The 13,888-nt window shown below is 65.5% G+C and carries 10 protein-coding genes and 4 pseudogenes; 3 read left to right on the forward strand and 11 right to left on the reverse strand.

Annotated features, from left to right (window positions below):
• Window positions 1-99: 99 nt before the first annotated feature.
• Both ACQCSZ_RS15430 and ACQCSZ_RS15435 read right to left on the reverse strand, forming a co-directional pair.
• On the reverse strand, window positions 100-1,080 hold the full coding sequence (locus tag ACQCSZ_RS15430) for a PKD domain-containing protein (protein ID WP_427004611.1): 981 nt from the start codon (window positions 1,078-1,080) through the stop codon (window positions 100-102).
• Window positions 1,047-1,700, reverse strand: a complete 654-nt coding sequence (locus tag ACQCSZ_RS15435) for a DUF6318 family protein (protein ID WP_427004612.1) — start codon at window positions 1,698-1,700, stop codon at window positions 1,047-1,049. Before ACQCSZ_RS15435 ends, ACQCSZ_RS15430 begins: the two co-directional genes overlap by 34 nt.
• 256 nt (window positions 1,701-1,956) lie before the next feature.
• On the opposite strand from ACQCSZ_RS15435, the gene ACQCSZ_RS15440 reads away from it, so the two are divergent.
• Entirely contained in the window at window positions 1,957-2,391 is a 435-nt protein-coding gene (locus tag ACQCSZ_RS15440; RefSeq protein WP_427004613.1) for a pyridoxamine 5'-phosphate oxidase family protein, read from the forward strand.
• Between the two features lie 30 nt (window positions 2,392-2,421).
• A pseudogene (locus ACQCSZ_RS15445) lies at window positions 2,422-2,841 on the forward strand (very short patch repair endonuclease); the annotation flags it as partial.
• A gap of 18 nt (window positions 2,842-2,859) precedes the next feature.
• Here the strand turns inward: ACQCSZ_RS15445 and ACQCSZ_RS15450 are convergent.
• Window positions 2,860-3,486: a TetR/AcrR family transcriptional regulator gene (locus ACQCSZ_RS15450; protein ID WP_427004614.1), complete on the reverse strand. Its 627-nt coding sequence runs from the start codon at window positions 3,484-3,486 to the stop codon at window positions 2,860-2,862.
• Between the two features lie 118 nt (window positions 3,487-3,604).
• Between ACQCSZ_RS15450 and ACQCSZ_RS15455 the strand changes: the two genes are divergently transcribed.
• Window positions 3,605-3,922 (forward strand): hypothetical protein, encoded by a 318-nt coding sequence (locus ACQCSZ_RS15455; RefSeq protein WP_427004615.1) that lies wholly within the window; start codon window positions 3,605-3,607, stop codon window positions 3,920-3,922.
• A gap of 9 nt (window positions 3,923-3,931) precedes the next feature.
• On the opposite strand, the gene ACQCSZ_RS15460 is transcribed toward ACQCSZ_RS15455, so the two are convergent.
• From ACQCSZ_RS15460 to ACQCSZ_RS15495, 8 genes and pseudogenes are all read right to left on the reverse strand, one after another.
• On the reverse strand, window positions 3,932-5,128 hold the full coding sequence (locus ACQCSZ_RS15460) for a 5-methylcytosine restriction system specificity protein McrC (protein ID WP_427008362.1): 1,197 nt from the start codon (window positions 5,126-5,128) through the stop codon (window positions 3,932-3,934).
• Between the two features lie 121 nt (window positions 5,129-5,249).
• Entirely contained in the window at window positions 5,250-7,481 is a 2,232-nt protein-coding gene (locus ACQCSZ_RS15465; RefSeq protein ID WP_427004616.1) for an McrB family protein, read from the reverse strand.
• 103 nt (window positions 7,482-7,584) lie between these two features.
• Window positions 7,585-7,842: a PLDc N-terminal domain-containing protein gene (locus ACQCSZ_RS15470; RefSeq protein ID WP_427004617.1), complete on the reverse strand. Its 258-nt coding sequence runs from the start codon at window positions 7,840-7,842 to the stop codon at window positions 7,585-7,587.
• Between the two features lie 92 nt (window positions 7,843-7,934).
• Complete coding sequence (locus ACQCSZ_RS15475; protein ID WP_427004618.1) at window positions 7,935-8,417, reverse strand: acyl-CoA thioesterase; 483 nt, start codon at window positions 8,415-8,417, stop codon at window positions 7,935-7,937.
• Window positions 8,418-8,470: 53 nt separating this feature from the next.
• Window positions 8,471-8,965, reverse strand: a pseudogene (locus ACQCSZ_RS15480) (ATP-binding cassette domain-containing protein); the annotation flags it as partial.
• A 19-nt stretch (window positions 8,966-8,984) separates the two neighbouring features.
• Window positions 8,985-10,028, reverse strand: a complete 1,044-nt coding sequence (locus ACQCSZ_RS15485; protein ID WP_427008242.1) for an IS110 family transposase — start codon at window positions 10,026-10,028, stop codon at window positions 8,985-8,987.
• Window positions 10,029-10,315: 287 nt separating this feature from the next.
• Window positions 10,316-11,917, reverse strand: a pseudogene (locus tag ACQCSZ_RS15490) (ABC transporter ATP-binding protein); the annotation flags it as partial.
• Window positions 11,914-13,647: pseudogene (locus ACQCSZ_RS15495) on the reverse strand (ABC transporter ATP-binding protein). The pseudogenes ACQCSZ_RS15490 and ACQCSZ_RS15495, both read right to left, overlap by 4 nt.
• Between the last annotated feature and the right edge of the window lie 241 nt (window positions 13,648-13,888).

The following is a 13,888-nucleotide window of genomic DNA, read 5'->3' on the forward strand; positions in this document are numbered from 1 at the left end:
TTCAAACTGACACTGCCCGCCAGGACTGGCGGCGTCTCAAGGGCCCGACGCCGGTGCTCACGGACCCATCGTGGGGCACCGTGCCGCTCCCGCTGGGATTCATGGTGCGGGGGCGGCGACGCCGGGGCAGCCTTGGCCTTGTGCGTTCCGGAGGCAGTCGTCCGCGTAGTTCCGGGTGACGGACCGCCAGACGCTGACCGCCTGGGGCGGCGAACTGAACTGGCCTTGCCCCGGGATGGGCAGCGGCGGGCCGCCATTGACGGAATAGGTGCCCTGGAAATGGGTGGTCAGCGCTACGGAAAAATCTCCGGTCTGGGTGTAGACGTGGCTCGTGAGGGTCCTTTCGCCCCAGCGGTCCTCGGGGAGCGGGCCCCCGGCAGCAGTCTGCGGCCCACGCGACGTCCCGTCGCCATAGTTCCAGGTGTACTGCACGGGTTTGGCGACGACGTGTACGTTTTGTGCCAAGAGCGTGACGTCGAACTGCTGCTCAGCCGCCGCTGCAAAGAAGTTGGTCTCGGCCCCGCGGAGCGTGTGCGGGCTGGGTTGTGCCGTGACCGTTCCAGCGGCGATCGGAAGTTTCTGAAACTCTGTCTGGATCATGGCGGCGATCCGAGGCAGCAAATCTTCCGGCTTGGGATCGTAGAAGCAGGTCGGTCCGGAATGGATCGTCCAGACTGGGTTCTGCACGCCCGCCGGAGCCTTCCACCAGATAACCGGGAACCCGTCTGTTCCGTCGGGGCCGTTAGTGCAGTCCAGGCGCCGACCAAGACAGGGGGTATCGAAGTCACCGCCGCCGAGATGACATTGGAGTTCGTACTTGTACTGGAATGGGTCAGCGGACACGTCATTCAGCCCGGGGGCCACGTATATTCCTGTGTCCGGATCCCGATGCCAACTGCCGACATCGACTCCCTGGTTTCCGAATCCAGCATCTACACCGTCATCGTCGCCGAATGCAACACTAGGAAAGAAGAGGGAACCTCCCAATACAAATGCGGCGATGAAGAATCCTAAGATCAGACTCGTTCCCCGCCAACCAAATGCACTCATCGGATCGGATGCAGCCCGGAAAGATGCCACTGCCCATCCTTGAATGCAGCGAGCATGACATTTCCTGTATCGGATGGCGGCGTCGATGTCCGGAACTCAGTCCCGCCAGGGCGATAGTAGGTGATGCTTGCCTGCTGTACTTGGACAATGACTTGGTAGTCGCCGTCTGCCTGGGCCGTATAGGTTGTGCTGATTGAAGGAGTCTCTATGCGCCCTCCTGCCAGCCACCGGTCGCCCTCATAATTGGTGGCCAGTGCCCGGGTAACATTCGTACAGAATTCGCAGTCCGGGGCGGTAACCGAGTTGAGTCCGCCTAATCGGCCTGTCTCATAGGCGAAATTCAACTGTGAAAACCAGTAACGGGCGAACGCTTCCAGGCCGTCCTTCGTCTCCACCTTTGCGGCCTCCGGCAGCACGGGGACCGGGACGTTTTGAGCCTTGCCTGAGGCGTCGGCTGGTTTGTAGCTCGGGGTCGGTGTCGGCGTGACAGTTGGAGTGGACGTGACCAACGCACTCGGGGACTCAGTGGCCGGCGGGGCGCCGGGGGACGACCCTCCGTTGCTGCAGGCGGTGGTCAACAACAGCGACGCGGCAACAGCCACAGCGGCGACAGCCCGCCGACGGCCGAAAACGGAAGATCGAGATGTCATGGTCAGCTACTCCCCCGATAGAAATCAAGACGCCTGAGTCCAAACAATGCTTAAGGGTAACTGACGTCACATTTTGGGCGTCACGGTTATCCACAGGCGGGAAAGCAACAGCAAATTTCCGTGCCTCCGGCCCTCCCCCGTGCCTCCGGCCATTGCACGCCCTCCCCCCGCGCCACCCGCGGCCCCACCGTGCCCCGGCACCGACTTATCCGTTAGCCTCTGGCGTTTTCCTACCCGGCACAGAACAATGAACCCCATGATGTTTGAACATGCTGACGGCAATCCCATCCTCAACCTGGACGATGAACAGTCCTGGAAACTGATTGAGGGCACCACACACGGCAGGCTCGTTGTCACAGTCGCAGGTGAGCCGGACATCTTTCCGGTGAACTACGTGCTGAGCGGCCGGACCCTGTTCATCCGCACCGCACCAGGCAACAAACTGGCCGAACTGACGATCAACCCCCGGGTGCTCTTCGAAACGGACGGCATCTTGTCCGACGAAGCCTGGTCAGTCGTGCTGCGGGGCACCGCGCGTGTGCTGGAGCAGTCGGCGGAGATCGCCGCCGCCGAAGCGCTGGGACTGAAGTCCTGGGTTCCCACCTTGAAGGACTTTTACGTCGAGATCGAGCCGACGTCGCTCTCCGGCCGCCATTTCCAGTTCGGCGAGCAGGTCGAACGGGAGATCTGACCCCGGATCCAGGCCGCCTAGACTTAATCCATGGCGGACAAGCTGACCCCGGAGCGGCGCAGCTGGAACATGTCCCGCATCCGGGGGAAGAACACCAAGCCCGAACTCATAGTTCGCAGGCTCCTCCATGCCAAGGGGTACAGGTATCGGCTGCACGGCACCGCCCGCGGCGGACGGCTCCCCGGCAGCCCGGACCTCGTGTTCGCCAGCCGCCGCAAAGTCATCTTCGTCAACGGCTGCTTCTGGCACTTCCATGACTGCCGCGTGGGCCGGCACGCGCCAAAGGCCAACGCGGAGTTCTGGGAAACCAAGCGCACCCGGACCCGGAACCGCGACGCCGAGCAGCGCCGCCAGCTCGAAAGTGCCGGCTGGGTGGTCCTCACCGTGTGGGAGTGCGAACTCAAGGACCCTTCGGCGTTGGAGCGGCAGCTCGACGCCTTCCTGCGGGGAACGGCCCGGGAGACCTCGTTAAACCCGGTGGTGGTCGATGAGCCAGCCGGCCAGCTGACGGGCACGGCCCGCTGCGGCGAGGTCCCCCTCGGTGGCAGAAACGATCGACCCCTTCATGAGGATGTGCCATGATCGGGAAAAGTCCTCGGTGTCGCGCAGGCCTGCTTCTTCGGCAAGCTGCTGCACGTGCCCGCGGATCTTGGCCAGATAGTCGATGCTGGCCTGCCCGAGGGGATGGCCGGCCCCCATCTCCAGCAGGATGTTGATGAACGAGCAGGCCTCGAAGTCGTCGCGGGCAAACCAGTCGGCGAAGACGTCAAAAATGGCCAGCAGTTGCTGCTCCGGAGTGTCGGCCCTGCGCCTGGCTTCGCCAACGATCGCATCCACCGTCCATTGCCGGTCCCGGCGTTCCAGGAAAGCCAGCACGAGCTCGTCCTTGGAGGCGAAATGCCGGTAGAAGCTCGCCTTGGCCACCCCTGAACGGGTGATCAGCTCGTTAACTCCGACGTCGCGGACTCCGCGCCGGGAGAACAATTCGTAGGCGACCGCGAGGATCCGCTCACGGACTCCGGACACGACTGGACCGCCGTCGGCCGCCGCCAACGAAGGGGACGCTCCGGCCCCGGAATTAGTTGAAAGTGACATCAAAGTTATCTTAGCGTCTAAGCGAGACAGGGTGGTCTTCCTAAGCTAATATTCAATTTCGGGGATTTGGACCCTATTCGGTCAGTACCACGAGTACTGCAACACGGAAGAGCGCACGATGCCGCACCTGCTGAAGTCGAACGAGCTGAGCTCTTCAACTCCACCGCCCATTCCATCAGCCGACGCCCAGGTGCTGGAATTCCGCCGTCCCAGGGGCAAGGAACACACCCCCTCCCGAACCTCCCCCCAGTTCCGTGAGGCCGGGCAGGATCTCGGTCCCCTGCGCGGGCAGGTGACCGAGATTATCGATTCGATTCTCGCTGAGACCGGGCCCGACGAGGCGGAGGTCCGGGAGAATCTTCGCCGGCATGTCGCAGACCATCCCGGCCGGCCGGAAAAAGCCCTCTTGAAGCATCTGCTGAATGTGTCCTCCTGACGCATTCGCTCAGCGGCTGATCGCGGCCTGACGCACCACTTCGCCCCACGACTGCTGCGCGAGGTCCGCTACGGCTGCCAGGATTTCCGCCGGCGGCAGCGACAGATCCAGCGGGAATTCGACCACATCGATGTCCGTATTGAGCATCCGTCGCAGCTTGATTTCGCCAGCTCCCGGATAGACCAGCCACGCCGTCGGCACCCTCAGGGACGTGCAGTAGGCCAGCATCCGGAAGTGGTCCCCCGAGAGCGAGGCGCCGACGTCGGCGGCCGCCTGGTACTTGGCCTCGTACACCATGACCGGCCGTCCGCCCAGGAAATGGACCGCACCGGGCTGCACGACGATCCGGTCGGAGTCGCGGACGGCCTCGTTGAGCAGCGCGTTGTAGCGCAGCCGCATCTCTCCCGGGTGCGCCGCCATGGCCGCCCGCAGCGCCGTCCCGACGAAGTCTTCGAAGACCTTGGACATGTCCACCACGAACGACGCCGACAGCTGCTTGCCGTCGCCGGCCTCCGCCGAGGCGTTGCGCAGGATCACCTCGGCGAGCCGGAGGGCCGCGTGGTAGCGGGTGTTCATCCGGCTGGCCCGCCACTGCGGGAGCGGCGCGCCGGACTGGAGCCGCGTCACGGCGTCGAGCTTTCCCTTCAGCTGGCGCAGACGGCTGAGCACTGCCGGGCGCACGCCCGGCACCTGGGACATCCGCTCAAGTGCGGCACGAAGGATCCGGTTTTCCGCGATGTCCTCGGTGAACTCGTCGTAGGAGACCTCCAGCGGGACTAGCATCCCGGGCCGGCGGGAGATCTGGTCCGAGATCCGGATCCTGCCCTTGACCGTCCGGAGTGACTCGTCGACGTTGAGGTAGCCCTGCAGCACGCCGCGGCTCAGCGCACGGTCAGCAAGGTGCGCGAGGGATTCAGCCAAGGCACTCCACAGGTCCGTTTCCTCGACGGCGGCCACGGAATCGTCCCGGAAGCCCTGGTCCCCCGCGTAGCCGAGCAGGAACAACAGCCGGCCCAGGCCGAGCCGCTCCTTGGGCCGCACCTCAAGCTGCACGGCCGGGGTGCGCACGGAGCCCACCTTGCCGACCGGCTCAATCCGGTACAGGCCCATGCCCATCGGCGAGGCCTTGGCCAGGCCGCTGGCGTTGACGTAGGCGGCGCTGGCCGGGTCGAGCCGTTCCACCGCGCCGCCGGAGAGCTCGTCCAGCACGATCCGGCGCACCGCCGTCGCGGGCCCCCGGGACGTCCCGGTGGAGGGCCCGCGAGCGGACCCGTTGGCGGGCCCCGCCGCCGTCGCGGGCCCCCGGGACGTCCCGGGCCGCTGTAGGCTAGACGCGCGCAAGGCGGGCGAGCAGTTGGTCCAGCCCGAACCGCTCCTCCAGCTGTGCCCGGTTGAGCTGGCCGTGATAGTGCTCCTCGAGCAGCGGCATCAGTTCGTACTTCCAGATCCGGCGCAGGCCCTTGGGAGTCTGGGCCGATTTCTTCATGAAGTAGGACGGCCCGATCATGAGGTCCCGGTCCCACTCGTCGATCGCGTCGTTCAGCGCGTCCAGCAGCAGGGCCGGCGTCGTATCCAGGTCCCGCGCCTGCAGGAACCGCAGCAGCGATCCCTTCACCGGCTCCGTCTTCGGGTGCAGCTCGATGAAGGAGAAGCGGCGGCGGATGGCCGCGTCCATCATCGCGATGGACCGGTCCGCCGTATTCATGGTCCCGATGATGTACAGGTTGTCCGGCAGGGTGAACGGCTCGTTCGGGCTGTACTGCAGGTAGATGCGGTCGTCACGGTATTCGAGCAGGAAGTACAGCTCGCCGAAGACCTTGGCGAGGTTCGCACGGTTCATCTCGTCGATGATCAGGAAGTACGGCTTGCTCTCGTTGCCGGGTTTGGCCGCCTCTTCGGCGATCCGGCGCAGCGGGCCGGCGACGAGCTTGAAGGACACCTGGCCCTCGTCCGTCTTGTCCGGACGGAAGCCCTCAAAGAAATCCTCATAGGCGTACGAGGGATGGAACTGCACGAGCTTGACGCGTTCGTCCGTGGGGTCGCCGGCCAGCTGGGCCGCGAGGTGCTTGGCCAGGTACGTCTTGCCCGTTCCCGGCGGCCCGTAGAGCACCAGCTGCCGGTTCTCCTCCAGCAGCTCGGCGATTTCCTGCAGCGGCTCCAGGTCCATGTGCATGGACGCGGCGAATTCCGGGGTCAGGGCACGGAATCCGTCCGGCACCGGTTCGACGACGGCGGCCGGCTCGGCGCCTTCTTCGGCTTCCGGTTCCGCTTCGGCCGGCAGGAGTGCCTCGAGCGCCTGGATGACGCGGGTGATGTCCACGATGATGCCCGCGGTGGCCAGTTGGCGCTGCACGTGCCGGGGCAGCTCGGTCATGTCATGGGTCTCGTCGAACCAGCGGACCTTGCGGCGCAGCCGCCGGTTGTCCGCGTTGTGCTCCGGTTCACCGAGCACCACGCCCATCCGGACGGCGCCCGAGCTCTGGTAGAGGGTCAGATCGCCCGGCTTCATCACCGTCAGGAAGGCGAAGACGGCGGTCTTGGTGTCCTCGCGCTCGACGTAGCCGAGGTGTTTGTAGTCCTCGTCCACGGCGTGCTGGACCAGCCCTGCCGTGACGCCCGGATCCAGCAGGCGGAGGTGTTCGACGTCGAGCGTCACCGTTTCCTGGTCCTGCCAGGCGGCGAGGAGATCGGCGTTGTCGTGGTGGGTGCGCAGCAGCCACGCGCGGCGGCCGGGATCGGCCACCTTCCGCCATTGGCTGACCAGCTGGCGGGAGTACCAGTCGATCCGCTGGCCCGCCTGCTCATCGAGATGGCGCCGGATCCGGTGGATATCCGCGGAGACTTCCTCGTCGCTTTCCCCCTTCGCCCCTCCCACCAGGGAGGCGAACGCGTCGCGGATCTCCTGGCGTTCGACGTCGGCCACCACGGGCTCGAAGTAGCTGGGCCAGACCAGGAATTCGATGCTGCGGCGGATGGCCGGCTGGTCGTCCGGGGTGCCGGCGACGAGCCGGTGGAAGGCCAGCGGGTCCGTGATCGCTGCCGAGATCACGGCGGCGGGCTGCCCGGCCACGTGCCGCACGAAGCGGCAGAGCCATTTCAGGTGGTCCCAGATGGTCCAGTTGAATTCTGCGGTGCGGTCGCGGATGACCCCGTGGTCCGTCATGCCGGCAAAGAGCTCGTCCGGGAGGTCCAGCGGGGGTTCCAGCCAGGACGCGGCCTCGGCCACCCGGGCGCGCTTGACCTTCAGTGACTTCACTTCATGAGCCAGCGGCAGGGACTGCAGGAACAGCAACTCGACGGCCAGCTGCTTGGCGGCGCGCGATGCGCCCTCGAGGTTCTGCCGGAGGTTCGTCATCATGGGGGCCTTGGCGTCCGGAACGCCGCGCTCGAGGCGTCCCAGCAATTCCGCGGCGGCCGCCGCGGTCCACGTCTTGGTGCGGCGGTCCAGGGCGGACGGTTTCCCGTTCAACCCCGCGCCCAGCACAAACCATGCAGCGTCTTCGATCTCCTTGGAGATGCCGAGGGCGCGGTGCATGGCGGGCTTTTTGGGTGGGGTCATACCTACAATTTACAGGCTTAAGCTGAACGCCCGCATTAAGCCCTGCCCGTCCCTACTGATAAGTAGCTTTAGCGGGGGCGGCCGCCGCGCGGCGGACCGGCCTCTATCGGGTACCGGGAAGGTTCTTGCGTCCAAAGGCGAAATAGCTTCCCGGCCCGATGAAATTGATGAGCGTGACCGCCCGCCACACGGCCTTGCTGCCGCGGATCTGCTCAGCTGGCCGGCGCGAGATGTCCCGCTGCGCCGCGATGAGGAGTGACAGCTGGACGATGGCCGCTGCAACGGTTCCGAACCGCGCCATCGGCGAGAGTTCTTTCCACGACTTCTTCTTGTGCGTGCTCTTCTTGCTTCTGTTCGCCATGATCCCTGTTCCTTACGTCGTGGAGCCTTGACTCCGGGGCCCTTGCCCTGGGGTGGTTCATTTTAGGCGTGATCCAACACCGGAGGTAGAGGCTATGGGACCGGGTGGACCGGCTTCGCAGCAGGGGCCGGAAGGCCGGCCGTACGCGTGGCCGGATGGGTGACCGTAAACGGAGCCAGCGTTTCCTTTTGCCCGGGCGTCAGCCGCAGCACCCGTCCGGTGGCCTCATCCACGAACGCCAAATGGCTCGTGGCCCTGACGCAGTCCTCGCCGGTCACGGGATCCTGCACGAGGTAGTGGATGTCGAAGCTGGCGCCCTTCACCGCGCCGATCCAGAGCTGGACCACCGCCGGCACGTTGCGGTATTCGAGCGTTTTCACGTAGCGGATCCGGTGCTCCACGATCAGGGCCAGGGTGCCTTCCGGGACCTCGCTGAAGAGGGGCACCGGGGGCTCGATCCCGGGCAGCCCCGGCCCGCGGGGAGGCCCGAACGCCGCGATGCGGGCCTCCTCCAGAATCCGGACAATCTGGACGTTGTTGATGTGGCCGTAGGCATCCATGTCGCCCCAGCGCATGGGCACGAGCACCTCAATGCGCCGGGAGCCTGAAGCGGCCGGGACGGCGGCGCTCAGCTGCGCACCGCCGTCGTGTCCTCCGCTGTGTTGACTGCGCCGTCGCCAGAAAACGACGCGTCGGCGTCCTCGCCGGCGAACTGGGACATGTACAGCCGGTAGTACGCGCCCTTCAGCTCGAGCAGTTCCGCGTGCCGGCCCTGCTCCACGATCCGGCCGGCTTCCATCACGAGGATGGTGTCGGCGTCGCGGATGGTGGAGAGCCGGTGCGCGATCACGAAGCTCGTCCGCTCCGTGCGCAGCGCCGCCATGGCCTTCTGGACCAGGACTTCGGTGCGGGTGTCCACCGAGCTCGTGGCCTCGTCCAGGATCAGCAGCGAAGGATTGGCGACGAAGGCCCGGGCAATGGTGATCAGCTGCTTTTCACCGGCGCTGACGTTGTTGCCTTCCTCGTCGATGATGGTGTTGTAGCCGTCCGGGAGGGCCCGGACGAAGCGGTCCACGAACGTTGCCTTGGCCGCTTCCATGACCTGCTCTTCGGTGGCGTCCAGCTTGATGCCCCTATGGATGTCAAGGGGTGACTTGCTGCTCCTCGCGCGTGGCTGCCGGCCTGGTGACCCGGATGAAGTCGAAGAGCTCGCGGGCGACGTAGCGTTTGAGGCACCGGATGGCCTCGCGCCGTGTCTTCCCCTGGCTGAGACGTGTCTGCATGTATTCCTTTGTCCGCGGGTCCCACCTCAGCCGGCTTAGGACGATCCGGTATAGGGCCGCGTTCGCTTGTCGGTCGCCTCCTCTGTTCAGGCGCCGTCGCTGGGTTTGGCCGGAGGACGCCTCGACGGGGCTGGTCCCACACAGTGCGGCGTAGGAGGCTTCGTTGGCGAGGCGCTCGGGGTTGTCGCCGCCGGCGATGAGGAGCGCGGCGGCGCTGTCCGGGCCGACTCCCTGAACGTCGAGGATCCCTGGTGCACATTCTTCGACGGCGGCCGCGATATGTTTGTTCAGATCGTCAATTTCCGTGGTGAGGTTCTGGATTCTACGGGCGAGTAGGCGAAGTGTGTGGCGGGCAGCGCCGGCTGGTCCCGGATGCTTGGTCTCAGTCAGGCGCGCGCAGTGTCGGATCAGCCGGGCGTTACTCAACCCGGCCAGCGACTCGCGCAAGGCTCCGTCCGCGGTAACAATGACGGCTTTGAGCTGATTGATCGCTTGAGAGCGGGACTTGATCGCTGAGTTCTTCGCCATCTTGAACAACCGCAGCATCTCCACCGCCCCGTCGCCCGTTTTGGCCGCCGAGGTCGCCCGCCCCGACAACACGGCCCGGGCTGCAGCTTCGGCGTCGACCATGTCGCTTTTGCCGTGGCGTCGACGCAAGGCCTTGTCCGGTTGGTTGACCTCAACCACCTCGACGCCGTGAGACTGGAGGTGGCGGGAGAGACCGGCCCCGTAGGATCCTGTGCATTCAACCCCAGCCCTCCGCAGGGTCCCGAATGATCGTGCCCAGGCCAGCATTAGCCCGTAGCCAGCCGTCGTCGCAGGGAAACTGCGGGTGTCGATGAGACCTCCGATCATGGTGATCACTGCGGCGACGTGAACGTCCTTATGGGTGTCGACACCCATAAGGATGTCCTCGGCCGCGTGTGAAGTTGGGTGCAAAGCCACGGGTTGAACGATGCTGGTAGACATGGTCGCCCTATCTCTTGGAAACGATGGCCGTCGCTGGTTGAGAGCTGGTCAAGACTGTGATGGTGCCTGGTGCGAAAGCCCCTATTGGGACACATCCTCACAGCCAGTGACAGCACGAACGGGCCGTTCCGGGTGCCGGTCGACTGATCAAACTCAAGGCACGAAGCCAGTCGTAGCGCGAGTCAGACCGCCTCCCGGAACGGTGTTAAACCATCCTCACAGCCGTAGCGGATGTTCTCGTAGATGGTCCCGCCGAACAGCCAGGCGTCCTGGAGCACCATGCCCACCTTGGCGCGCAGTTCCGCACGGCCCAGCTGGGTGATGTCGACCCCGTCCAGGGTGATGCTGCCGGCGTTGAGCTCGTAGAAGCGCATCACGAGGTTCACCAGGGTGGTCTTGCCAGCGCCCGTCGGGCCGACGATCGCCACGGTGTGCCCCGGCTCCGCGGTGAACGACAGGTCCTCGATCAGCGGCTTGTCCGGGGTGTAACTGAAGGTGACGTGCCGGAAGTCGACATGGCCGTCCGTCTTGGCCGGGAGGTGCTCGGTGGCGGTCTCGGCGTCCTGCTCCTCGGCGTCGAGGAACTCGAAGACCCGCTCCGCGGAGGCCACACCGGACTGCAGCATGTTGGCCATGCCTGCCATCTGGCCCAGCGGCTGGGTGAACTCGCGCGAGTACTGGATGAAGGCGGTGGCGTCGCCCAGGCTCATCCCGCCGGAAGCGACCCGGAGGCCGCCGACGACGGCGATCCCCACGTAGCTGAGGTAGGACACGAACTGCATGACCGGCATGATCATGCCGGAGACGAACTGCGCCCCGAAGCTGGCCTTGTAGAGGGCCTCGTTCCGTTCGTCGAAGCGGGCCAGCATGTCGGCGTCGCGGCCGAAGACCCGGACGAGGTCGTGTCCGGAAAACGATTCCTCGATCTGGCCGTTGAGCTCGCCGGTGTTCTTCCACTGCGAGGCGAAGAGCTTCTGGCTGCGGGATCCGATGATGCCCGCCGCCACGCCGGAGAGCGGCAGGGCGACGAGCGCGATCAGGGCCAGCTGCCAGGACACGATGAACATCATGATCACGATGCCGAGCACCGTCAGGGCCGAGTTCACGAGCTGCGCGAAGGCCTGCTGCAGGGCCTGCTGGATGTTGTCCACATCGTTGGTGACGCGGGACAGGATGTCGCCGCGCTGGCGGGTGTCGAAGTAGTTCAGCGGGAGCTTGTTCAGCTTCTTCTCGGTGTCGTCACGGAGCCGGCGGACCACCCGCATGACGAGGATGTTCAGGACGTAGCCCTGCAGCCAGAGGAAGATGTTGGCGACGAAGTACATCACCAGCACCACGCTGATGAGGAACGCGAGCTTCTGGAAATCGATGCCCACCCCGGGGATGAGGTCCATCTTGGCGAGCATGTCCGCGAAGTTATTTTCGCCCTTGGACCTCAGCCCTTCGACGAACTGCTCCTTGCTGACCCCGGCGGGAAGCTGCTTGCCCACCACTCCCCCGAAGATCACGTCCATCGCCTGGCCCAGGATCCGGGGGGCGATCACGTTCAGGACGACGGCGACCGCCACCATCCCCAGCACCAGGACGATGCCTGCCCGCTCGGGTTTGAGCAGCCCCATGAGGCGTTTCGCCGAGGGCCAGAAATGCTGCGCCTTCTTGGCCGGCATGGCGCCGAACATGCCGCCGTCGGCCTCGCCGGGAGTGAATTCCTCCTCGTAGAAGTCGTCGTCGGGTGCGGCCGCCGGTGGTGCGCCGGCCGGTCCCTTGCCGTCGATCTTGCCTCCGGCAGCCTTTTCTGCGGAGATCTTCTCGTTGGTGCTCATGCCACTGCCTCCGCGCTCAGCTGGGATTCCACAATTTCCTGATAGGTGGGCGACGTTTCCAGCAGTTCCCCATGCGTGCCCCGGTCCACGATCCGGCCCTTGTCCAGGACGAGGATCTGGTCCGCATCGGCGATCGTGGAGACGCGCTGGCCGACGATGATCACCGTCGCGTCGGAGGTCTTCGCCTTGAGCGCGCGGCGCAGCCTGGCGTCCGTGGCGACGTCGAGGGCCGAGAACGAGTCGTCGAACAGGAAGACCTTGGGTTCGGTGACGAGGGCCCGGGCGATGCACAGCCGCTGCCGCTGGCCGCCGGAGACGTTGGTGCCGCCCTGGGCGATCCGGGCGCCGAGGCCGTTCTGCTTTTCCCGCACGAAGTCCGCGGCCTGGGCCACGGTCAGGGCGTCTCAGAGTTCCTCGTCCGTCGCCTCCGGTTTGCCGAAACGCAGGTTGTGTTCGATGGTTCCCGAGAACAGGTAGGGCCGCTGCGGCACCATGGCCACGCGCTGCGTGATTTCCGCCCGGTCCAGGTGGGTGACGGGGACGCCGTCGAGCAGCACCTCGCCCGAGGCGGCGTCGTAGAGCCGCGGCAGCAGGGCCAGCAGGCTGGTCTTCCCGGCACCGGTGGAGCCGATGATCGCCACGGTCTGGCCGGGCTCGGCGGTGAAGCTGATGTCGCTCAGGACCGGCGCCTCGGCCCCCGGGTAGGCAAAGGAGACGTTCCGGAACTCCACGCGGCCGGCCCTTGCAAGCGGCGGCACCGGGGTGAGCGGCTCATGGATGGAGGGTTCGACGTCGAGCACCTCGCCGATGCGGTCCGCGCAGACCGAGGCGCGGGGAATCATCATGGCCATGAACGTGCCCATCATCACGGCCATCAGGATCTGCAGCAGGTACTGCAGGAACGCCGTCAGCGAACCGACCTGCATCTCGCCGGCGCCGACGCGCTGGCCGCCGAACCACAGCACGGCGGCGGTGGAGACGTGCAGGATCATTCCGATGGCGGGGAACATCAGCACGAACAACGCGCCGATCTTCAGCGAGACGTCCGTCAGTTCCTTATTGGCCGCACCGAACCGCTGCGCCTCATGGGGTTCGCGCACGAAGGCACGGGCCACGCGGATGCCGATGATCTGCTCGCGGAGGACCCCGTTGAGCCTGTCGATCTTGGTCTGCATGGAGCGGAACAGCGGCATCAGCCGGACCACGAGATAGCCGACCACCACCACCAGCAGGGGCACGGAAACCCACACCAGCCAGGAAAGATTGAGGTCCTCGCGCAGCGCCATGAAGATGCCGCCGATGCACATGATGGGGGTGGCGACCATGAAGTTCAGCGCCATCAGCATGAGCATCTGGACTTGCTGGACATCGTTGGTGCCGCGCGTGATGAGCGTGGGGGCGCCGAAGACGTTGACGTCCTTGGCCGAGAAGCTGCTGACCTTGCGGAAAACGCCCCGGCGCAGGTCGCGGCCGAACGCCATCGCGGCCTTCGAACCGAAGTACACCCCGGCGATCGCGGTGGCCACCTGGACCAGCGCCACCCCGAGCATGAGCCCGCCGGTGCGCCAGATGTAGTCCGTGTCGCCGCGGGAGACGCCCTCGTCGATGATCCGGGCGTTCAGGCTGGGCAGGTACAGGGCCGCAATGGTGGAGGCCAGCTGGAAGATGATGACGGCCGCGATGTACGGCAGATACGGCTTGGAGTAGCGCCGCATGAGGGTGACAAGCATGCCCACGAGTCCTTAGAAACTGATGTAGTGACACTCATTGGAAAGCCAATGGGAGAGCCGATGGGAGAGCGCTGGGTGAATTCCGGAATTACTTAGAACAGTAATACCGGAGGGGTCCGACAGCATTAGCCATCCAACTGTACGAAATCCCCCGCTCCCGTGGAACACGGGACACCCGACACCGCCCAAACAAATGTGGATCCGCAGTTCCGCCCTCGCGTTCTCGCCCTCCCGTGCCGGG

The organism is Pseudarthrobacter sp. H2 (genome assembly GCF_050157045.1).
Classification (GTDB): Bacteria; Actinomycetota; Actinomycetes; order Actinomycetales; family Micrococcaceae; genus Arthrobacter.

Excerpts from the sequence above, each read along its gene's own strand:
- ACQCSZ_RS15455 (WP_427004615.1), top strand. The coding sequence starts at position 3,605 with ATGCCGCACCTGCTGAAGTCGAACGAGCTGAGCTCTTCAACTCCACCG.
- ACQCSZ_RS15470 (WP_427004617.1), bottom strand. The coding sequence starts at position 7,842 with ATGGCGAACAGAAGCAAGAAGAGCACGCACAAGAAGAAGTCGTGGAAA.
- ACQCSZ_RS15475 (WP_427004618.1), bottom strand. The coding sequence starts at position 8,417 with ATGCGCTGGGGCGACATGGATGCCTACGGCCACATCAACAACGTCCAG.
- ACQCSZ_RS15465 (WP_427004616.1), bottom strand. The coding sequence starts at position 7,481 with ATGACCCCACCCAAAAAGCCCGCCATGCACCGCGCCCTCGGCATCTCC.
- ACQCSZ_RS15485 (WP_427008242.1), bottom strand. The coding sequence starts at position 10,028 with ATGGGTGTCGACACCCATAAGGACGTTCACGTCGCCGCAGTGATCACC.
- ACQCSZ_RS15450 (WP_427004614.1), bottom strand. The coding sequence starts at position 3,486 with ATGTCACTTTCAACTAATTCCGGGGCCGGAGCGTCCCCTTCGTTGGCG.
- ACQCSZ_RS15440 (WP_427004613.1), top strand. The coding sequence starts at position 1,957 with ATGATGTTTGAACATGCTGACGGCAATCCCATCCTCAACCTGGACGAT.
- ACQCSZ_RS15435 (WP_427004612.1), bottom strand. The coding sequence starts at position 1,700 with ATGACATCTCGATCTTCCGTTTTCGGCCGTCGGCGGGCTGTCGCCGCT.